Here is an 18,995-nt window from a genome sequence, read left to right on the forward strand (position 1 = left end):
TGTTATAAGTTAAATAAATTCTATTGCCATCATACATAAGTGAGGTTTATAACATGAAAATGGATGCCTACTATCTTTTCTATATCACCGCAATTGAGCAAAATTTCAGTAAAGCTGCCAAACGATTATTTGTGACGCAACCTAACATTAGTCAAAGCATCGCACAATTAGAAGATCGACTTCAAACCAAGCTTTTTCAACGTCATTCTAAAGGCGTATCCCTTACAAATGAAGGACAGCTGTTGTTTCAACAACTGGAACCTGCCTTCCAACTCATTCAGCAAGCAGAAACAAATCTAAATGAAAGACGTTATTTAAAGCAAGGGTCTGTCGCAATCGGTGCAAGTGATTCAACGTGCAAGCACCTTTTATTACCAATCGTTCAGTCATTCCAACGACAGTTTCCAGAAATACAACTGAAACTCCAACATGGCTCAACTCCACAACTAATCGAGAAATTAGATCAAGGGACCATTGATTTGGCGCTTGTCCACATGCCAATTAACGAACAAACTTATACCGTCCATAGCGTCTTTACGATTCATAGCACATTTGTAGTTGGCGAACGCTACCAGTCATTAGCGCGTGAACCTCAATCCATCGCAGACTTGGCTCATTACCCTATTTTGAGCTTTTCGCAACAGAGTCATGCGAGGCACTATTTAAATGAACTCTTCGCTAAACAAGACCTCCTCGTCACACCAGAGGTTGAAGTCGGCGCGATGGACATCTTACTTGAATGTGCTCGCATTGGAATGGGTGTGGCGTTTGTTACGAAAGAATTTGTTCAACAAGAACTCGACGAGCACGCTTTGCATGAAGTTCTGCTAGATGAACCTCTAAACCCCCGTCAAATCGGAATCGTCACTCGTAATCAAGCACAACTCAGCCATGCGGCAAACAGGTTTTTAGAAAAACTTAACCAATCTCAATAAAAGCACATATGATCTTCAACTTTTCGGGCAACCTAACAAAGAAATTTTTCAATTAAAAGGAGTGTTCACATGCGCGCAGCTGTATGGCATAACGCAAAAGATGTACGTGTAGAAGAAAACTGGGAAGTAAAAGAAGTCACAAAAACGGACGTTAAGATTAAAGTGGCGTGGGCAGGTATTTGCGGAAGCGATTTACACGAATACTTACACGGGCCTATCGTCATTCCAGCGAATGCACCTGATGCATTAACTGGTGACACGGCTCCAATTGTAATGGGTCATGAGTTCGCAGGTGTTATTGATGAAGTTGGCAGCGACGTCTCCGACTTTAAAAAAGGCGACAGAGTCGTTGTAAATCCACTGTATACACATGGAGTAAAGCCACCTACCCTCGACCTTTACGATGGATTTGCCTTTGCAGGTTTGGCAAGCGATGGCGGTTTCGCCGACTACTGCGTCATCCCTGAGTCTATGGTTCACAAGGTTCCAGAAGGGATGACCCTTGAAGAAGGTGCGCTTGTTGAGCCAATGGCGGTTACGGTCCAAGCATTAAAAGAAGCAGATTTTAAATTTGGCCAAACGTGCACAGTTTTTGGAGCTGGCCCAATCGGCTTATGTACAATTATTGCTGCAAAAGCTGCTGGAGCAAGCAAAATCATTGTCTTTGATTTGTCAGAGGAACGATTAAAAAAAGCAACCGAAGTAGGCGCCACCCATGTATTCAATTCTGGAAATGTTGACCCTGTTGAAGAGGTTAAAAAGATTGAACCGGAGGGTGTTGATGCCAGTTTTGAAGTAGCAGGTGTTGGCGTTACGCTAAACCAAGCGATTCACACAGCTAAATCTCGCGGAACCGTTGTGATCGTTTCGATTTTTACAAAAGGTGTAGAAATCAAACCAATGGACCTGACTGTATCCGGAGTGAAAATTACGTCTTCTCTTGCTTACGAGCCAGAGGTCTTTCAGCGTACGATTGACTCGATTGCTGCTGGTGCCCTTGACGTCAAAGGCGTTATCACCGATCACATTGAACTTGAAGCCATTGTCACAGACGGCTTTGAACGTTTATCAGAAGACAAATCACAAGCGAAAATTCTCGTGAAATTAAGTGGCGAATCGTAAAATCTTCAAGCGAACTGGGTGCACGTCACCTAGTTTTTTTCACAATCTATGTTTATCGTCTTACCAAAAAAGGTAAAGAGGGTCAATAGGAGGCGATAAACGATGGAATCAACACAACAAAAGAAACAATCAACTGGAACTGGGTCCCTTGTCTTTGGTATTTTATCTTTACTTATCCCATATATCGGACTAATCCTTGGCATTGTCGCTGTTGTGATGGCATCAGGCGTAAATACAGGCATGGCGATGGGCGGTAAAGTTACGGGTATTATCGGTATCGTCTATAACGGTCTTATGTTGCTCTTACTTGCTACAGGCGTTTTTGTACTGTTTAGCTTTTAATCGACCTTAACACATAAAACGAGGAACAAACGAGGAGGAAAACAATCATGATGAGTTTTATTTGGAGTTTAATTATTGGTGGCTTAATTGGGTGGGCTGCAGGTGCAATCACTGGTAAAGGTGTCCCATTCGGCATTATCGGGAATATTATTGCAGGTTTTATCGGTGCGAACATCGGAACATGGCTTCTAGGAGATATGGGTCCTAGCATCGGTGGATTTGCGATTTTCCCTGCTCTTATTGGTGCCATTATTTTAGTCTTAATTGTCAGCCTTGTGCTACGAGCATTTAAATCTTAAGTAAAGCAAGACGCCTATCAAACGGGCGTCTTTTTTTTTATAAAAAATGACAGCGCTCTCTTTTATTTCCGCTAAAAAAATCGTGCTGAAACAGGTTTTATTCTATTGAGAGCGGGAAACTATAGAAAATGTTTTTATTTTACGATCGAACTTAACGAAGAAAGAAGAGAAGTCTATATGGGATTCATGTCAATTGCAATCTTTATTTTTATTGTCGCTGGAGTAGCGATCTATGCATACGCAAGAAGTAGAAAAGTTAATCTTGATAGCTCTGAAGGGCTATTTTTAGGAGGACGAAGTTTAACAGGCATCACCATTGCCGGTTCCATCGTCATGACGAATCTTTCTACTGAGCAAATTGTTGGGCAAAACGGCCAAAGTTACGCATCTGGAATGGAAGTGATGGGTTGGGAAGTAACGGCTGCCGTCGCCATCGTCGCCCTTGCACTCATTTTCTTACCAAAATACTTAAAGTACGGTGTGGATACCGTGACCGATTTTATTGAAATTCGTTTTGACACAACGACAAAACGAATCACATCGATCCTTTTTATTTTTACATACGTTGTTTCTTTCTTACCCGTTGTTTTATATTCAGGTTCACTTGTGTTTAATCAAATCTTTTCCATTGATGAAATGCTTGGCGTCGATCCGCTTGTAGCGATTGCGCTTATATCCGGAATCGCAGGAATTATCGGCTTGCTGTACTTATTATTAGGCGGATTACGTTTAAGCGCGTTTAGCGATACCGTATATGGAATCGGTTTGCTTGTTGCCGGTCTTTCCATCCCCATTCTCGGGCTATACTTATTAGGCGATGGCGGAATATTAGGTGGATTTGAAACGATTCGTACGAATACACCAGAAAAGCTAAACTCGTTTGGTGCTGTCGATTCAGACATGGTTCCATGGCCAACATTGTTTTTGGGGTTACTTTTCAACAACTTATTCTTTTGGTGTACCAACCAAATGATCGTACAAAAAGCCTTAGCCGGTCGAGACTTGAAAGAAGGTCAAAAAGGCGCTTTATATGTAGGAATCTTCAAGATTTTCGGCGCTTTGTTTTTAGTATTTCCAGGAATTATCGCCTACAATATGTTAGGCGATTCAATTGAACCAGCAGACAATGCCTATCCAATGCTTGTAACAGCAGTCTTACCTGAATGGGCATTCGGTATTTTTGCAGCCGTCATTTTCGGAGCGATTCTAAGTTCCTTTGTCGGAGCATTAAATGCGACAACAACGTTACTAACACTCGATTTTTATAAACCGTTAAAGAAAAATGTAACGGATAAGCAAGTAAGTCGAATGGGCAAAATTTTCACTGTTACAATCGGATTAATTTCTGCACTAATAGCGCCATTTATATCATTCGCGCCTGCGGGATTATTCCATGTCGTTCAACAGTTTAACGGTCTATACAGTATGCCACTTCTTGCTTTAATTCTTTTAGGCTTTTATTCAAAATATGCGACACCTTTTGCAGCAAAAGTTACGTTTGTTTTCCATATTATTGTGTATGGTTCGTCCCAACTCTTTACGGACATCCACTACCTTTATGTCTTTAGCGTTATTTTATTCGTCGACATCTTCTTAATTTGGGCGATCAGTCGTTTTGGACCAAATGCAAAACCATTTGAATTTCCAAAAACAGAAGCAAAAGTTGATTTAACGCCATGGAAGCACAGAAAATGGGTGAGTGCCATGATCCTTATTATGGTTGTAGCTATGTACTGGTTCTTCTCGCCAATGGGCATTGCCAATTAATTCATGACGCACTCCCCTTTACGTGCATATTTTCATAAGGAACTTGTATGAATGAGATTCCATCATTCGTACAGGTTCTTTTTTTTAACGTAATCCTTATTTATGTTGATTTGACGTTTCGAACTTCCTTTTTAAGGTAAAAGAAGCAGTAGATAGAAAATTCTTTAAGATAGGGTGAGTCGATGAAAAAGACATGGCTAGTTGCGTTATGCAGCACAACCGTCCTTTTAGCTGCTTGTACGGATGGAGAAGACGAAAACACAGAAGAGAACGCTAACGGCAATGGCGAGACAGAAGAGACAACCGATCAAGCTGCAGAAGACGATGAGTTAACGGCTGAAGACATTCTCCAAGAAGCGATTGCACTTTACGATGGGTTAGAAGGTCTATACATGGAGACGGTTGGTGAAGGAGACATCGACTTTAGTATAGACGAAGAAGACATAGAAGATGAAATTGATGAAGAAGCGAATTCAGCTGAGCTTGGTTTAGAAATGAACATCCGCCAATGGACGTTCGTTGATGGGGATGACTTCTACGATCGTTCCGAACAAGAAATGATCATGGATGTAGAAACAGACAGTGATGCAAACACTGAAGAAACGGTTTCATATAGCTTTACAGACTACGATGATCCTGCTTATGCGATTATGTACGATGAAGGCGACGATGAAGCCATCCGCATTGAACGTGATCTTGACTTTGACTTCTCACACATGGCACAGCGCTATGAAGACTTACTAGACAATGCAGATGAACTGACGCTTGTAGGAGAAGAAGAAGTAAATGGCTATCAAACGTATCACGTTGAAGCAGAAATGGATGGCGAAACGATGGCGTTCTATTTCGACCAAGACACGTATTTTTCGGTTCGGGATGAAATTATAGGTGGAGACGACGACATGGATACAACCCTCGATGGCGGTTTCCAAGCAGAAGATGACGTCATCGACTATGAATTAAATCCAGAATTTGACGAGTCGCTTTTTCAAGCGCCTGATGACATGGACGTAACAGATGGCGAGATAAGCGACACGATCGGCTAATGGTTTCAATGAAAGAGCTTCTCTCATAGCTAGCGGAGCTCTTTTTATTCTTTCAAAAAGGGTGACAGTCTTATGACTACAGGATTTTATGAGTTCTTCACAGGAATTCCAATTTTATTAACGATTGGATTGACCATTTTTTTGATTATCAACCGTAAAACCATCGCCTTTTACATTTGTGGAGCCATCCTGTTTAGTTCTGGGATTCTCGTTTATGTGATAACCGGAATTTCCCTAAGACTGTTTGAGCACAATGAAGGTGCCGGTCCTATGTTTGGTGCGGTTTATTCGGGGATGGTTGCGATCCCCGCAGCCTTTGTCATGATTTTCATCGGCATCATTGTAGGGATCGTACGCAAAAGGGGCTCGTAATGCTTTTGCGCTCGGTCAAACGAAACGCTACTGAATTGATTAAACAAATGAACCGTTTACTCATCTCGTTTATACTGTAATGCGCCACTCGGGCATAGCTTAACAGTGGCCTCCACATCTGAAGCTTTTGCTTGATCTGGTTGAATCCATGGCCTTTTCTCGGTATCAAACACTTCATTTAAGTTCTGCACACATTTCGCCGCGTGAATACAAACATCCTTATTAAAATATACATCAATTGCTTCCCCGTAATAACGTCTGTACCCTTGCTCCTCTAACTCTTGTTTCATTGCAAATCACCTCTTTCTTTTTTGATGAAAAACGTTTATCTGTTACACAATTATTTTTGTGCCAATAGCTTTTGATAGTCTGGATTTTTCTCAAATTCTAACTTAGCAAATGGACAAAGCGGTAAAATAAGCTTATTCTCTTGCTCCATACGTTTTACGACCGAATAAACAAGTTCTTTCGCAATTCCCTTTCCTTTTTCTTCTTCCAATACATGAGTGTGATCAATAATAATCTTGGTTTTCCCAACTGGAACAAATGTAATTTCACCTAATACATTCCCGCTTTCCCCTTTATACACATGTCTTTTTTCTTCTTCTACAATCATCAGCTTTCTCCAATCCATACGATTTATTTTGTGTCACCATTTGCAATAGCGCGATTCTTGTCAAGCATTGAAGCCATTAAGAAACCCATCACCATCATCTAAATAGCCAAAAAAGGATCGTCTCACGTATACGGTGACGATCCTTCCTTCTCTTCTTAATTAAGTCGTACGAACTCTTCGACGATACAACGCAGATAAACCGAATCCACCTGCCGCAAGAGTCAAGCCACCCATTGCATAAAGAAGATGATTGCTTGCCGTGTCTGGCATTGCACCACCAGCATCAATTGGCTCAGCGTTTTCCTTCACTTCGTCAGGAACAACAATCGAATCAACACCATTAAAGTTACTGACGGTTTGCTCCATGGCAATATGCATCTCCATACTTTCTTCGCCATCGTCAATCATCATTGTCATATCCATCATCATATCGGTCATATAGTACGTATCTTTTTCAATTGTCATCTCGTAGTTCAAGTCACTAATTTCAAAAGTCTCCAGCAACGCTTCTCCGCCTTGCATCTCTTCTTCCATCATTAATTCACCAAGAAGGTCATTAATCATGTCATTTAAGTCTTCGCCGTTCCCTTCGTAAGTGAGAACGTACGCATCTCCCTCATCGCTAACGCTCATATCTTCACCAAGCATGTCCGCTTGTTCACGTGTTGACGTCGCTTGAAGCAGTTCCATCATCTCATCACTGCTCATTCCCTCAAAAACGTACCATTCCCCGTCCGGCCCCTGCTCGTACATGCCATCTTCTGTCCAATAAAGCGTGGATTCCATGTCCCCATCCGGTGTGCTAATCGTTGATACTTGGTGCATCGCAAATGGATCCATAATGACATCTTCCATCGTATGTACCGACAGGGTTACCTCTTCACCAGACATAGGATCTGGCATCGTCATGTCCATCATCGTTTCGCTAGAATAACTATCAAGTTCGAGCATCGCTTCATTTGACTGGTGAATAATGTCAGCGGCACTCTCTTCATTTGCTAAAGCATTTCCTGTAACCGCTACAACAAAAAAACTTGCTACCGTAACTGATGTTAATTTTTTCATATGTACACTCCTAAATTTAAGTTTTAGGAAGAACAGCATTGTCTAGGCTGCTTGATACTCATGTTCGTCTCCTGCATTTCCTATATGTAGAAGTAGTTACCCTGTCCAAATCAAATGAAACCGCTTTTCTTGAAAAAACTTCAAAAAAACCATGAAGATGGGAGTCTCTCATGGTTAAATCGCTTCACTATGGACGAGCGTAGTTTCAATAATATAGCGGTCTGGCGCATCTCCTAGATATTGAAACGGGTAACAGGTTGTTAATGTTAATGTTGGTTCATCTTTTTTAACAATGACCGTCAAATCATCCGCATCGGTAATCCAAATCTTATTAATTTCATACTCGTATTTCATCCCACGATAGTCAACAAACATCCGATCGCCATCTTCTAGCTCACCTAGTTCTGAAAACACCGTATCCCGATGTCCGCTTAATACAGTGTGCCCACCTTCATCTGGTGTTGTGGTCCATTGACTCACGTACATGCCAACACCTTGATTTAATGTCTGATCATCTGTGCCCCAGTAAGTTTCATAAGCCGTTTCCAATCTCGGTATGTAAAGGCGCCCAACGGAATCGCCAGCATCAAAAAGATCAAGCTGGTCATTGGTAACAGGTTCCGATTTCTTAACATGGGATTGAATGGATTCACTTATATCGGCAACAGCACTTGTTTCTTCCTCAACTGAAGGCGTGTCCACTTCTTCTGCAGCAACCATATCCTCAGACGGAATATGTTCAGTAGATTGAGTCCCATTCCACCATTGGTAAAAAAAGAAAGCCGCTATCGCCAATCCAACTACAATAAAAGAATTAAAAAGCTTGTTCATGGAATCTCCTTTCCGAAAAAAATCATTATTCTTACTTCTTCACCCGTATGATTACTTACATTTATTTACCTATCCATCGTTTCTTGTAATCATGATAACAGACATGACAAAATAAAAAAACAATCAAAAGGCTTCCCTACCATATTGGTTAGAAGAAGCCTAGTGAATTTACGTTTTAAATCTCTTAAAATGGGTTATAGATTAATAGAATCGTTTTACACCAATAAAGTGTTGTTGCCAGTAAGAATTATTGATGTCTGCGTAAGAAACGCCTTCGCTTCCACCACCAGAGTGGATCATTTGGCCATTACCTACATAAACACCGCTATGAGAAGCACCTTGTGTATTGTATGTGCCTTCATAGAAAAGAACATCGCCAATTTGAAGATCGCTTAGACTTACATGAACACCCGTGTTTGCCCACATGCCAGCATGTGTACGTTCAACGGAAATACCATTGTTTTGGAATACATAGTTTACGAAACCACTGCTATCCATACCTGCAGTAGACGAACCGCCCCATGCATATGGTGTCCCTAATACACTTGTTGCTGTGTCAGCAATTGATTGGCTTAGGTTAGAAGACGTGCTATTGTCTGTAGTCGTCACAGTTGGCTCAGAAGACTCAGAGCTTGTCTCTGTTACTTCAATGTCAGACTCTTGTCTTGGCGTTGATGCATCAACATTTCCTAATGCACCTTGAGTTGCAGGTCCAGCGATTCCGTCAACTTGAAGACCATGGTCTTGTTGGAATGATGTTACTGCATTTTCTGTTTCAGAACCATAAATACCGTCATCGGATACTGTATATCCTGCATAAATTAAATCTTGCTGTAAGTTCCTTACGTCTTGTCCTCGGTCATCCACACGAAGTACATCCGCTTGAATTGTTGTTGTTTCAGATTGATCTGGTTGTGGGCTATATTCAGAAGGGTCCGCGAATGCTGACGCCTCGTTATTATTTGATACGAAAAGAAGACCTACGACAAACGAAGTTGATAGAACTAATTTGCTACCTGTTGATTTTAAAGTTTTCATAATGACCTCCTAGTAATAGTCGACCATTAATGTAACATCTGTTTCGCAGAATTTCCATTTCAATTAGGTTACAATCCGTTGACAAAATTACAAATTGTTGCCAAACATTCCCCATTATTTTCTTGTAAGTCCTACAATATACGACTTTTTTCGTCCCACACTCTTTTACAATTGATTTATCTCATTCTATCAAATTTAATAGATTTTTGCGAAATAAGAGCACAAACCGAAAAAAAAGCACTACGCGGAGGTAGCACTTTTTCGATTTCTATTAATTTCTTGACCCTTGACCAACTTCAAGTTCTTCAAGATAAAACTTCATTTTCTTAAGAAGATCATCGCGAATTTCATTATTCTGCAAGGCAAATTCAATTTGCGTTAATACAAATCCTAATTTCTCACCAACATCATAACGTCTTCCTTCAAAGTCATATGCATAGACACTCTGGAATTCATTTAATGCCTGGATCGCATCCGTTAATTGAATTTCGCCACCTGCGCCAGTATCTTGTTTCTCTAGAAAATCAAAGATTTCTGGTGTGAGAATATAACGACCCATGATCGCTAAGTTTGAAGGTGCCGTCCCTTGCTCTGGCTTCTCTACAAACTGAGACACGCGATACAAACGATCATTATTTGATTCTGGGTCAATAATTCCGTAGCGATGTGTCTCATCACTTGGAACCGTTTGTACGCCGATCACAGAACGCTCGGTTTCATCATACTGATTCATTAGCTGTTTCAAGCAAGGTGTTTCTGCTTGTACAATATCATCACCTAAAAGAACTGCAAATGGCTCATTGCCAATGAATTTGCGCGCACAATGAACAGCGTGTCCAAGACCTTTAGGTTCTTTTTGACGGATATAGTGAATTTCTACTTTTGCTGATGCTTGAACTTTTTCAAGCATTTCTAGCTTTCCTTTGTTGAAAAGGTTTTGCTCTAGTTCAAATGAATGGTCAAAATGATCTTCAATTGCACGCTTCCCTTTTCCTGTCACAATAATGATATCTTCAATCCCTGCTTCAACCGCTTCTTCTACGATATATTGAATCGTAGGCTTGTCTACAATTGGCAACATTTCTTTTGGCATTGCTTTAGTAGCTGGTAAAAATCTTGTTCCCATACCAGCTGCTGGTATAATGGCTTTTTTTACTTTAGACATATAAAAACTCCTTATTCATTAGTCTGAATGTGAATAGTATGGAATAATGCTCTTAATAATACCCGACTCATCTTAAATTAAAACCTTAAGAACAAATTAGTTTTTAAAAGGTGTTATTAGTATAGCTTAATTCATGTAAATTTGCATCCCTTGTTTGAATTTCCTTGAAGTCTACTAAGTAAAAAGACCTAGTGCAGATTAGTCTCTTTTGCTACGCTCCCGAAATGCTTTCCTAATTCATTTTATTATAGCGATAGAGGCGAATTTGAGAATAGCAATACATAACTTTACACGAAAATAGCAAGTTTCCATTAGAATTAAACAATTCGCCAACATGAAAAATAACCCCCTCCAGCTTCTAAGCATGGAGGGGGGTTGAACGCATTAATAAAGCGTTTTTTCCGCTTCTTTTGTATACAAAATCGCTTCGTCTTGCTTTCCTTCCCGAACTTTTTCCGCCCATTCTGGATCAGCCAGCAGCGCTCTGCCAACCGCTACATAATCAAACTCTTCAGCACGTACTTTCTCATCAACAAGACGCAGGTTCTCATCAATGGACTGCTCATCATTTCCTTTTTTGCTTAAGAAGGCATAATCGACTCCGAGGGAACCAACAGAAATGACAGGCTTTCCAGTCAATTGTTTCGTCCAAGCAGCTAAATTTAATGGTTCTTCCCCTTCAAATTCAGCTTCCCAAATTCGACGAGTGGAGCAATGAAAAACATCTACCCCAGCTTCAGCAAGCGGCAACAGAAGTTGTTTTAATTCAGCTGGTGTGCGCGCAAGCTTGGCATCATATACGCCGCCCTTCCATTGCGAAAATCGAAAGACAATTGGAAAATCAGCGCTAACGTTTTCACGACATGCCTTTACCACCTCAACAGCAAAACGGGTTCGACCTTCTAAATCACCGCCATATTCATCGTGACGCTGGTTCGTTCTCTCCCATAGAAACTGATCAATCAAGTAGCCATGGGCACCATGGATCTCAATCCCATCAAAGCCAAGTTGTTCCGCATCCGCTGCCGCTTGTGCGAAAGCTTGAATCATTTGATGGATTTCTTCTTTCGATAGAGCAACCCCGTTTTCACTTCCATCTACAGCTAAACCTGATGGACTGACTGGCGGCGCCTCTTCGTTCGGCCCATTTCCTTGCTTCCTTGCAGAACCAATGTGCCAAAGTTGCGGAATAATTTTTCCACCAGCTTCATGCACCTCATCGACTACTTGCTTCCAACCAGCCAAAGCTTCTTCCCCATAAAAACGAGGAATATCCTTATGCATAACGGCTGCAGGATGATTAATTGCCGTTCCTTCTGTCACAATCAACCCTACACCATGCGCTGCTCTTCTTTTATAATAAGCCGCAACCTCTTTTGTCGGTACACCGTCAGGAGAAAAAACTCTCGTCATTGGTGCCATGACAATTTTGCTTTGAAGCTCACCTTTACCAAAAGGGGTGTTTTCAAATAATGTCGGTGCTAATGATTTTTCCATCTGTATCGTCTCTCCTTTTCCATTTCCAACCATTGATTTCATAAGCCATTTTAAATCTTTTGTGTCACGAAGGAAAAAGATACGACTTGATCGCTAGTTGGGAAATAACAAGCTCACGACCAGATACCGCAAAAAAGGAGCGCCTAACAGGCAACTCCTTAAGAAAAAAGCAATTTGTTAAAAGACGCAAGCCTCCTGTTATCATCGGAACTCTACAGTCAATTTCGATCTATACGATAGCTTCCTTATATCATTGTAAGCCATTACAATTCCTAGTATGTTTAATGTTGCCATTTCCTAGCTCGCCTCACCAAGACTAATCGATGTCCCGTTCGTCGATACAGATTGTTTTCTTCATCATAATAATACTTTGCTCCAATAATAGATAACGGGCGAATTGTACGCTTCCAGTTTTTCTCCATATGTGAATACCCCATGATATTTCCCCCATAAAATATAATAAGGACTTACATCCTAATTATTTACTAATTACGAGGGAATATCAATATATATTTCTGATATCACAAATATATTTATTTTTCAGCATAATAGAACTTTATTCGACATTTGCTCTAACAAAGCTATAAACGAATCATTTAAGCTATATTGGAAGAAATAACCTAAATAACAAATGGTTATAAAGACTTAATGTACCGTCATTAAATTTATTATCTTTTTTAGGTCTATAAACCTATTAAAAATCCCGAAATCAGACTTTTTTTAATAAATTCGAGTAAAATCAAGAGCAATCGGTTAAAAAAAGAATCCGAAAAATACTATTCTAAAATAGCAATAACTTTCCACGAATGATCACTTCGCACGTTAACATTATCGCCATTCCCTCCTATTTCGGCGTGCTTGCGTTACTCTTTGTTATAGCATTCTTATTAGATCGGTAATTTCACCAGAGTTAAAGCCGGCCCGAAATGTGGCACATCTTGATTTACGGATAAACGGATGCTCCTCCTCTTCATCTCGTGCTTCATTCTGTGACGAATGAAGCGACTCGTAGTATAATGAGAAGAGACACATATTAGGATGAAGACGGAGGTTATGTAGATGGCTTCGGAATTCGATGCAGCATTTAGTCAGACGTTTGATGAACAAATGGAGAAAATGAATCAATCGTTAGAACAAGATGTGCTGTTTGCCTTAATTGGCGATATTAATACAGGGAAATCAACGACGATTAACGCTTTATTTGGCGCGGACGTTGCTCCTACATCTGGATTACCAGGAAAAACAGTTCAAATTAAGAAATATTCCTATAAAAAACATATTAAGTTTGTTGATACACCAGGCTTAAATGATATTGTTCAAGCACATTCCAACGAAACGACGGATTTCTATAAAGAAGCGGATGTTGTGCTTTTCTTTTTAAATGCGGCCGGGACCGTTCTATCTGATACAGAAGCAAAAGAGCTTGAGAAATTAGCCAAAATCAATAAAGATATTCTGATTGTGTTAAATAAAGTCGACATTGCCGACGATGTCCCAAGCTTACTTCATTATATTCAGGAAAAAACGAACTTTCGCTTTAACGTTATTCCCCTCTCTTCAAAAACAGGCTTTAATATCGGGGAATTGGAAGACAACATAGCGGACATTCTTCAAAAAAAAAATAAAGAATTACAGTTTGCGAAAGCCTTAAGTGACAAATCACGGATTGCGAACAAATGGATCAACCGCTCCTCTCTTGCGGCCGCGTCTGCTGGTGCCATCCCTGTTCCAGGCTCAGATATTGTACCGATTACCGCGGTGCAAGTTGGATTGATGATCAAACTAGCGAAACTGTACGATAAGACAATTACGAAGGATCGAGCTAAAGAACTCATTGTCACCAATCTCGTGAGCAACATTGGCCGAACGGCTTTCCGCCAGCTATCTAAATTTGTTCCAGGCTGGGGCTCAGCCATTAGCGCTGGTGTTGCCGGGTCATTGACGTGGTCGCTCGGAAAAGCCATTAAAAAGATTTACGAAAAAGGCTTGGATTTAAACGTTGAAACCCTCGTGCACTACACGAAAAAATATAAAGCAGAGCGTGATGCTGCTAAAAAAGAATCCACAAAAACGCCATCCTCATGATGGCGTTTTTCTTTGTTTATGAAAATCGCAAAGCCTTGACTTATCGCGATATTCCAATATACGATAACAGTATGGAACCTATTACCGTTTTTAAAGCACTCTCAAATGAAACAAGAATCAATATAGTAAGATGGTTGAAAGAACCTGAGAAAAATTTCCCGGTGCAGCAAGCGCATTTACCGAAGGAGGTTAATATTAAAGGAGGCGTTTGCGTTGGCGATATTCACGCAAAGGTGAACTTATCTCAGTCTACGGTTTCTCAATACTTGGCGACGTTGCAGAAAGCTGGTTTATTAGAGTCTGAGCGCTATGAACAATGGACGTATTATAGAAGGAATGAGACAACCATTGCTGCTTTAGCCGAGTACATTAAAATCGACTTATAAAAAATGTGGTTCAATATCTTCTATTGACCACGTTTTTTCTTTGCTGTATATTTGTATATCGGTAATTCTAAATATATAAATATAAAGGAGTGAGCAACATGCGCGTTTTATCGCTTTATGTACTTGGACTAATCGCAGGCATATCTTTAAGCATTGAAGCTGCACTTGGTGGCGCCTTAGGACAGAACATCGGCAAGCTTGAAAGCACCTATTACATCTTTATCGTCGGTGCGCTAAGTTTATTTATTGGGGTTTTATTCTTCGGAAAAGGAAATCTTGGTGCAATGTTCGACGTCCCTAAATGGAACTTAACCGGCGGCATACTTGGCGCCACGTACCTATCACTCCTCATCATAAGCGTATCACTTGTGGGAGTAGGCCTTTCAATTACGGTCGTTATTATTGGCCAGCTTGTTGCGAGTGTCATTATTGATCACTTCGGTTGGCTTGGATCAAAACAAATTAAAATCGATAAAAATAGACTATTTGCAGTCGGGTTACTCGTACTCGCTCTATTTTTTATTTTTTAGGAGGGCACAACAATGGATCTCATCTACTTACTCTTTCCCCTAATAGCCGGAATGGGTCTGAGTATTCAATCAGCCGTAAACGGTACTCTCGGCGGAAAAATCGGTTCACTAGAAAGTGCATTTCTTACCTTTTTCACTGGAGCCATTTTATTAACGATCGTCGTCATTTTCTTCGGACAAGGGAATATTCTTGAAGTCGTCCATGCGCCTTTTTCTGAGCTTCTCGCTGCGGTATTTGGCGTCCTATTTCTATCGATCATGCCCTTTGTTGCACCACGAATTGGCGTAACGAACGCGATGATCATGGTCATAATCGGTCAACTTCTTGCTAGTGTAACCATTGATCACTTCGGTTTATTTGGTACCGTACAGATTCCATTTGATCTGCAGCGAATGATTGGTGTCGCATTACTCATCACCGCGGTATACTTCATCTTCAAAGGACCAAAGAAAACACCTGCAAAAAACAGCTCCCCTTCTTAATGGGAAGCTGTTTCTTCTTGTTCTGCTTGAAACGCGTCAAGGAGCGCGCGCACTTCATCTGTTGATTTCGAATTCATTAGTTGATTTCGCAGTTCACTGGCACCACGGAAATCACGCACATAAATTTTGAAGAAACGATGAAGCGGCTTGAATGCTCGAGATTCCATTTCATGGTATTGATCATGAAGATCAAGCTGTAAGCGCAAGAGACCAAGCAGTTCTTCACTCGTATGTTCACGTGGCTCTTCTTCAAACGCAAATGGATTGGTAAAGATTCCGCGACCAATCATCACACCGTCTACCCCATATTTCTCAACAAGTTCTAACCCAACTTGCCGATTTGGAATATCCCCGTTAATCGTTAAAAGCGTATCAGGTGCAATCTCATCACGAAGCTTTTTAATCTCAGGGATCAGCTCCCAGTGGGCATCCACTTTACTCATTTCTTTCTTCGTGCGTAAATGAATTGACAAGTTCGCAATATCTTGTTGCAACACGTGCTTCAACCACTCAAACCACTCTTCTACATACGTATAGCCAAGACGGGTTTTGACACTTACCGGCAAGCCGCCTGCTTTGGCAGCTTGAATCAGTTCCGCTGCAACCTCTGGACGGCGGATCAAGCCACTGCCCTTTCCGTTCCCCGCAACATTTTGCACGGGACAGCCCATATTCAAGTCAATCCCTTTAAACCCTTCTTCCGCCATCCCGATACTCATTTGCCTAAACAACTCAGGCTTGTCCCCCCAAATATGAGCAACCATCGGCTGTTCATCTTCTGTAAACGTCAAGCGACCACGCACACTCTGCTTTCCGTCTGGATGACAATAGCTCTCTGAATTTGTAAACTCCGTAAAAAAGACGTCCGGTCGTGCCGCGTGGCTCACCACATGGCGAAATACCACATCCGTCACGTCTTCCATTGGTGCAAGTATAAAAAATGGCCGTGGCAAGTCACGCCAAAAATTAGCTGTCATAATGATGTTTCGTTCCTTTCTTCCATTACTTCCTTAATCTATGCGTTCATGATTCGTTTCCATATCATCATACAAAAAAAGACCCTGCATTCGATTTTACCGAAAGTTGGGCCACAGTAGCAAGTATATTTTCATTGGAAATATGGTCACAGCTATAAAACCAGTACCATGGATGCCATCAAAAATGACTTTCTCTCCCTCTAATAAATCGCTATACTAATTAAAACGATACATAGAGGTGATCGAATGAAAACAAAAACCGCTTATGCTGGCGTGCTCAGCTTTTCCATCCTCGGCATCCTTCAATGGCTAGACGGTCCTTTCACATTTATCTACATTTCTTTCGGAATTGCCGCAGTGTTCTTACTAACAGCCCTTGTTCTTACCATTCGACATCGTTCAAACGAGAACGCCTAATGCTTGAAAAACCTGTTCCTTTTCTCCTTTTCGCAGGACTAATGATGGTCGTCGCCTATACGTTGCTTGTTTATGTATTTGATTACCAGGATACATTTTCCATCACCTGGGCGATTTTGTACTTTTTGCTAGGACTGATGATGGGTGGCATCATACGTTTCATGGACGCCCGCAAATAAACAAACAGCCGCCCTTTCATTTGGACGGCTGCTGTGTATTAATCTTGTTTATTTCCTTCTTCGAGTTCTTCATCGTACACTTCATCTGGCATACTTTGCTCGAATTCTTCTTTCATTTCTTTTAGCTCTTCTTTAGATTCCTCTTGATACGATTTTTTCCATTCTTTTTGCTTATGTTCAAGTCGCAGAATGTCATATTCGCTGCTTAGAGCTTTCAAGAGTGAAACCATCATCAGAATGACGACAATTGTAAATGGAAATGCAGCGATCAGCATGGCCATCTCAAGTGCTTGTAGTCCACCTGAAATAAGTAGGACTGAAGCTGTACCAGATAGGATTAAGCCCCAAATGACTTTTACATTCGTAGATGGATTTAATCGTCCCCCTGTTGATAACATCCCTAACACGACAGTGGCCGCATCGGCAGACGTAATAAAGAACGAGGAAATTAAGATAATCGCGATTCCAAGAATCACTGGTGCAAACGGGAATTGTTCTAAGAAAGCAAATAACGCTACTTCATTTCCTTGTTCAGAAATTAGCTCCCAAAGCGCACCCATTGATGCTTGGTCCAGTTCAATCCCGGCAATACCGAAAACAGAGAACCATAGTGCACTGAACACAACCGGAACAGCCATTACGCCAAGGACAAATTCACGGATCGTACGCCCTCTAGACACACGCGCAATGAATGTACCAACGAATGTAGACCAACCGATCCACCAAGACCAGTAGAACAACGTCCAGTCGTTCAAGAATTCTCTTTCACCTGTAAAAGCATTCATACCCAGCGTCATGCTTGGTAAGTTTTGAATATAGTTCCCGAGCGTTGTCGTGAAACTTTCAAAAATACGCACCGGTGAACTTAAGACAAAGATAAAGAGCATAAGCACAACGGCAATAATAATATTGGACCAGCTTAAGTAACGAATCCCTTTATCAATTCCGCTGACAGCTGATGCCAAGAAAATAACGGTAAACACGGCAATGACGATTAATGTTGTCACAATTCCGTCCGAAATGCCTAACGTATAATTTAAACCAGCTGTCACCTGAGATGCACCTAGTCCAAGTGAAGTGGCGATCCCGAAGATCGTTACAAAAACAGCAAGAACATCGATACTATTTCCTAACACACCATTCGTATGTTTATGACCGAAAATCGGCGTTAACGCAGAACTAAGTAAAGCTGGTGCTTGGTGTCTAAATTTAAAATACGCCAACGTTAAAGCGACAATGGCATACGTTGCCCATGGGTGGAAACCCCAGTGAAATAATGTATAAAGTGCTGACTCTTCAGCAGCCGCGGTCGTTAAAGGCTCGGCTGATGGTGGATTATAATAGTGGGTAAGCGGTTCAGCAACACCGAAGAACACGAGCCCTACACCCATACCAGCTGTAAATAAAAACGCAAACCACGTAAAATAACTATACTCTGGTCTTTCATCAGGCTTCCCTAATCGAATCCGACCAAATGGACCAAAGATCAAAAATATAGCTAATACAACAAACAATGTTGTCGCAATAATATAGACCCAACCAAAATAATTGGCTAAGAAGCTATCAATAGTCCCTAAAACTGATTCTACATTCGCCGGGAAGAATACACCCCAAAGAATAAATAAACTTGCGATGGCTAACGAAGCCCAAAAAACGATTGATAAATTACTTTTTTTCATAATGTCTCCTCAGTTACACGTAACCTAAGAGCTCACACCCCTCATTTTTAAAAATTTCGTGCTGTCGACTCTTATTCACATTAGTATCCCTAGGAATTTATGTAGACATGCATCGTTTTGAATAAGAATCCGTTCTCTTCCAACACACATCCATCTAAAACAAT

Annotated in this window: 23 protein-coding genes; 13 read left to right on the forward strand and 10 right to left on the reverse strand. The window is 41.0% G+C overall.

Going from position 1 to position 18,995, the window contains the following annotated elements:
* Positions 1-53 precede the first annotated feature (53 nt).
* The 7 genes from ACE1TH_RS15525 (at position 54) to ACE1TH_RS15555 (ending at position 5,883) form a co-directional block, all read left to right on the forward strand.
* The gene (locus tag ACE1TH_RS15525) at positions 54-935 is read left to right on the forward strand and encodes a LysR family transcriptional regulator (RefSeq protein WP_375079449.1); all 882 of its coding nucleotides are present in this window, start codon (positions 54-56) and stop codon (positions 933-935) included.
* Between the two features lie 69 nt (positions 936-1,004).
* Complete coding sequence (locus ACE1TH_RS15530; RefSeq protein WP_375079450.1) at positions 1,005-2,057, forward strand: 2,3-butanediol dehydrogenase; 1,053 nt, start codon at positions 1,005-1,007, stop codon at positions 2,055-2,057.
* A gap of 102 nt (positions 2,058-2,159) precedes the next feature.
* On the forward strand, positions 2,160-2,399 hold the full coding sequence (locus ACE1TH_RS15535) for a hypothetical protein (RefSeq protein ID WP_099304072.1): 240 nt from the start codon (positions 2,160-2,162) through the stop codon (positions 2,397-2,399).
* 50 nt (positions 2,400-2,449) lie between these two features.
* Positions 2,450-2,698, forward strand: a complete 249-nt coding sequence (locus ACE1TH_RS15540; RefSeq protein ID WP_099304273.1) for a GlsB/YeaQ/YmgE family stress response membrane protein — start codon at positions 2,450-2,452, stop codon at positions 2,696-2,698.
* Between the two features lie 177 nt (positions 2,699-2,875).
* Positions 2,876-4,465 (forward strand): solute:sodium symporter family transporter, encoded by a 1,590-nt coding sequence (locus ACE1TH_RS15545; RefSeq protein ID WP_375079451.1) that lies wholly within the window; start codon positions 2,876-2,878, stop codon positions 4,463-4,465.
* 182 nt (positions 4,466-4,647) lie between these two features.
* Positions 4,648-5,511, forward strand: coding sequence for a hypothetical protein (locus tag ACE1TH_RS15550; protein ID WP_375079452.1), 864 nt, complete (start codon positions 4,648-4,650; stop codon positions 5,509-5,511).
* A 72-nt stretch (positions 5,512-5,583) separates the two neighbouring features.
* A complete protein-coding gene (locus tag ACE1TH_RS15555; protein ID WP_255224033.1) occupies positions 5,584-5,883 on the forward strand; it encodes a hypothetical protein in 300 nt (99 codons plus the stop codon).
* Positions 5,884-5,939: 56 nt separating this feature from the next.
* Here the strand turns inward: ACE1TH_RS15555 and ACE1TH_RS15560 are convergent, their stop codons facing one another.
* From ACE1TH_RS15560 to ACE1TH_RS15595, 8 genes are all read right to left on the reverse strand, one after another.
* On the reverse strand, positions 5,940-6,173 hold the full coding sequence (locus tag ACE1TH_RS15560; RefSeq protein WP_099304080.1) for a (4Fe-4S)-binding protein: 234 nt from the start codon (positions 6,171-6,173) through the stop codon (positions 5,940-5,942).
* A 50-nt stretch (positions 6,174-6,223) separates the two neighbouring features.
* Positions 6,224-6,499, reverse strand: a complete 276-nt coding sequence (locus ACE1TH_RS15565; protein ID WP_375079453.1) for a GNAT family N-acetyltransferase — start codon at positions 6,497-6,499, stop codon at positions 6,224-6,226.
* 159 nt (positions 6,500-6,658) lie between these two features.
* Positions 6,659-7,564: a DUF6612 family protein gene (locus tag ACE1TH_RS15570; protein ID WP_099304090.1), complete on the reverse strand. Its 906-nt coding sequence runs from the start codon at positions 7,562-7,564 to the stop codon at positions 6,659-6,661.
* A gap of 174 nt (positions 7,565-7,738) precedes the next feature.
* A complete protein-coding gene (locus ACE1TH_RS15575) occupies positions 7,739-8,395 on the reverse strand; it encodes a class D sortase (RefSeq protein WP_099304092.1) in 657 nt (218 codons plus the stop codon).
* Positions 8,396-8,596: 201 nt separating this feature from the next.
* A complete protein-coding gene (locus ACE1TH_RS15580) occupies positions 8,597-9,433 on the reverse strand; it encodes a C40 family peptidase (protein WP_255224037.1) in 837 nt (278 codons plus the stop codon).
* A gap of 271 nt (positions 9,434-9,704) precedes the next feature.
* Positions 9,705-10,598: a UTP--glucose-1-phosphate uridylyltransferase GalU gene (galU, locus tag ACE1TH_RS15585; protein ID WP_099304096.1), complete on the reverse strand. Its 894-nt coding sequence runs from the start codon at positions 10,596-10,598 to the stop codon at positions 9,705-9,707.
* A gap of 384 nt (positions 10,599-10,982) precedes the next feature.
* On the reverse strand, positions 10,983-12,128 hold the full coding sequence (locus tag ACE1TH_RS15590; protein WP_375079671.1) for an NADH:flavin oxidoreductase: 1,146 nt from the start codon (positions 12,126-12,128) through the stop codon (positions 10,983-10,985).
* A 248-nt stretch (positions 12,129-12,376) separates the two neighbouring features.
* Positions 12,377-12,532, reverse strand: a complete 156-nt coding sequence (locus ACE1TH_RS15595; protein ID WP_375079454.1) for a hypothetical protein — start codon at positions 12,530-12,532, stop codon at positions 12,377-12,379.
* Positions 12,533-13,154: 622 nt separating this feature from the next.
* Between ACE1TH_RS15595 and ACE1TH_RS15600 the strand changes: the two genes are divergently transcribed.
* From ACE1TH_RS15600 to ACE1TH_RS15615, 4 genes are all read left to right on the forward strand, one after another.
* Positions 13,155-14,180 (forward strand): GTPase, encoded by a 1,026-nt coding sequence (locus ACE1TH_RS15600; RefSeq protein WP_099304102.1) that lies wholly within the window; start codon positions 13,155-13,157, stop codon positions 14,178-14,180.
* 71 nt (positions 14,181-14,251) lie between these two features.
* A complete protein-coding gene (locus ACE1TH_RS15605; RefSeq protein ID WP_099304275.1) occupies positions 14,252-14,566 on the forward strand; it encodes an ArsR/SmtB family transcription factor in 315 nt (104 codons plus the stop codon).
* Positions 14,567-14,664: 98 nt separating this feature from the next.
* The gene (locus ACE1TH_RS15610) at positions 14,665-15,096 is read left to right on the forward strand and encodes a DMT family transporter (RefSeq protein ID WP_375079455.1); all 432 of its coding nucleotides are present in this window, start codon (positions 14,665-14,667) and stop codon (positions 15,094-15,096) included.
* Between the two features lie 12 nt (positions 15,097-15,108).
* Positions 15,109-15,579, forward strand: coding sequence for a DMT family transporter (locus ACE1TH_RS15615; RefSeq protein ID WP_099304106.1), 471 nt, complete (start codon positions 15,109-15,111; stop codon positions 15,577-15,579).
* Here the strand turns inward: ACE1TH_RS15615 and ACE1TH_RS15620 are convergent.
* On the reverse strand, positions 15,576-16,556 hold the full coding sequence (locus tag ACE1TH_RS15620; protein WP_099304108.1) for a tRNA dihydrouridine synthase: 981 nt from the start codon (positions 16,554-16,556) through the stop codon (positions 15,576-15,578). The two genes, ACE1TH_RS15615 and ACE1TH_RS15620, sit on opposite strands and share 4 nt — an antisense overlap.
* Positions 16,557-16,802: 246 nt before the next feature.
* Here ACE1TH_RS15620 and ACE1TH_RS15625 point away from each other — a divergent pair, with 246 nt between their 5' ends.
* Together ACE1TH_RS15625 and ACE1TH_RS15630 are read left to right on the forward strand one after the other, a co-directional pair.
* A complete protein-coding gene (locus tag ACE1TH_RS15625) occupies positions 16,803-16,973 on the forward strand; it encodes a hypothetical protein (RefSeq protein ID WP_375079456.1) in 171 nt (56 codons plus the stop codon).
* Positions 16,973-17,152, forward strand: a complete 180-nt coding sequence (locus tag ACE1TH_RS15630; RefSeq protein WP_099304110.1) for a hypothetical protein — start codon at positions 16,973-16,975, stop codon at positions 17,150-17,152. The genes ACE1TH_RS15625 and ACE1TH_RS15630 overlap by 1 nt, the downstream gene beginning before the upstream one ends.
* 38 nt (positions 17,153-17,190) lie before the next feature.
* Here the strand turns inward: ACE1TH_RS15630 and ACE1TH_RS15635 are convergent, their stop codons facing one another.
* Entirely contained in the window at positions 17,191-18,831 is a 1,641-nt protein-coding gene (locus ACE1TH_RS15635) for a BCCT family transporter (protein WP_099304112.1), read from the reverse strand.
* Positions 18,832-18,995: the final 164 nt, after the last annotated feature.

This window comes from Shouchella sp. JSM 1781072, assembly GCF_041949915.1.
Classification (GTDB): domain Bacteria; phylum Bacillota; class Bacilli; order Bacillales; family Bacillaceae_D; genus Shouchella.

Excerpts from the sequence above, each read along its gene's own strand:
- ACE1TH_RS15525 (WP_375079449.1), top strand. The coding sequence starts at position 54 with ATGAAAATGGATGCCTACTATCTTTTCTATATCACCGCAATTGAGCAA.
- ACE1TH_RS15530 (WP_375079450.1), top strand. The coding sequence starts at position 1,005 with ATGCGCGCAGCTGTATGGCATAACGCAAAAGATGTACGTGTAGAAGAA.
- ACE1TH_RS15535 (WP_099304072.1), top strand. The coding sequence starts at position 2,160 with ATGGAATCAACACAACAAAAGAAACAATCAACTGGAACTGGGTCCCTT.
- ACE1TH_RS15540 (WP_099304273.1), top strand. The coding sequence starts at position 2,450 with ATGAGTTTTATTTGGAGTTTAATTATTGGTGGCTTAATTGGGTGGGCT.
- ACE1TH_RS15545 (WP_375079451.1), top strand. The coding sequence starts at position 2,876 with ATGGGATTCATGTCAATTGCAATCTTTATTTTTATTGTCGCTGGAGTA.
- ACE1TH_RS15550 (WP_375079452.1), top strand. The coding sequence starts at position 4,648 with ATGAAAAAGACATGGCTAGTTGCGTTATGCAGCACAACCGTCCTTTTA.
- ACE1TH_RS15555 (WP_255224033.1), top strand. The coding sequence starts at position 5,584 with ATGACTACAGGATTTTATGAGTTCTTCACAGGAATTCCAATTTTATTA.
- ACE1TH_RS15560 (WP_099304080.1), bottom strand. The coding sequence starts at position 6,173 with ATGAAACAAGAGTTAGAGGAGCAAGGGTACAGACGTTATTACGGGGAA.
- ACE1TH_RS15565 (WP_375079453.1), bottom strand. The coding sequence starts at position 6,499 with ATGATTGTAGAAGAAGAAAAAAGACATGTGTATAAAGGGGAAAGCGGG.
- ACE1TH_RS15570 (WP_099304090.1), bottom strand. The coding sequence starts at position 7,564 with ATGAAAAAATTAACATCAGTTACGGTAGCAAGTTTTTTTGTTGTAGCG.
- ACE1TH_RS15575 (WP_099304092.1), bottom strand. The coding sequence starts at position 8,395 with ATGAACAAGCTTTTTAATTCTTTTATTGTAGTTGGATTGGCGATAGCG.
- ACE1TH_RS15580 (WP_255224037.1), bottom strand. The coding sequence starts at position 9,433 with ATGAAAACTTTAAAATCAACAGGTAGCAAATTAGTTCTATCAACTTCG.
- galU (WP_099304096.1), bottom strand. The coding sequence starts at position 10,598 with ATGTCTAAAGTAAAAAAAGCCATTATACCAGCAGCTGGTATGGGAACA.
- ACE1TH_RS15590 (WP_375079671.1), bottom strand. The coding sequence starts at position 12,128 with ATGGTTGGAAATGGAAAAGGAGAGACGATACAGATGGAAAAATCATTA.
- ACE1TH_RS15595 (WP_375079454.1), bottom strand. The coding sequence starts at position 12,532 with ATGGGGTATTCACATATGGAGAAAAACTGGAAGCGTACAATTCGCCCG.
- ACE1TH_RS15600 (WP_099304102.1), top strand. The coding sequence starts at position 13,155 with ATGGCTTCGGAATTCGATGCAGCATTTAGTCAGACGTTTGATGAACAA.
- ACE1TH_RS15605 (WP_099304275.1), top strand. The coding sequence starts at position 14,252 with ATGGAACCTATTACCGTTTTTAAAGCACTCTCAAATGAAACAAGAATC.
- ACE1TH_RS15610 (WP_375079455.1), top strand. The coding sequence starts at position 14,665 with ATGCGCGTTTTATCGCTTTATGTACTTGGACTAATCGCAGGCATATCT.
- ACE1TH_RS15615 (WP_099304106.1), top strand. The coding sequence starts at position 15,109 with ATGGATCTCATCTACTTACTCTTTCCCCTAATAGCCGGAATGGGTCTG.
- ACE1TH_RS15620 (WP_099304108.1), bottom strand. The coding sequence starts at position 16,556 with ATGACAGCTAATTTTTGGCGTGACTTGCCACGGCCATTTTTTATACTT.
- ACE1TH_RS15625 (WP_375079456.1), top strand. The coding sequence starts at position 16,803 with ATGAAAACAAAAACCGCTTATGCTGGCGTGCTCAGCTTTTCCATCCTC.
- ACE1TH_RS15630 (WP_099304110.1), top strand. The coding sequence starts at position 16,973 with ATGCTTGAAAAACCTGTTCCTTTTCTCCTTTTCGCAGGACTAATGATG.
- ACE1TH_RS15635 (WP_099304112.1), bottom strand. The coding sequence starts at position 18,831 with ATGAAAAAAAGTAATTTATCAATCGTTTTTTGGGCTTCGTTAGCCATC.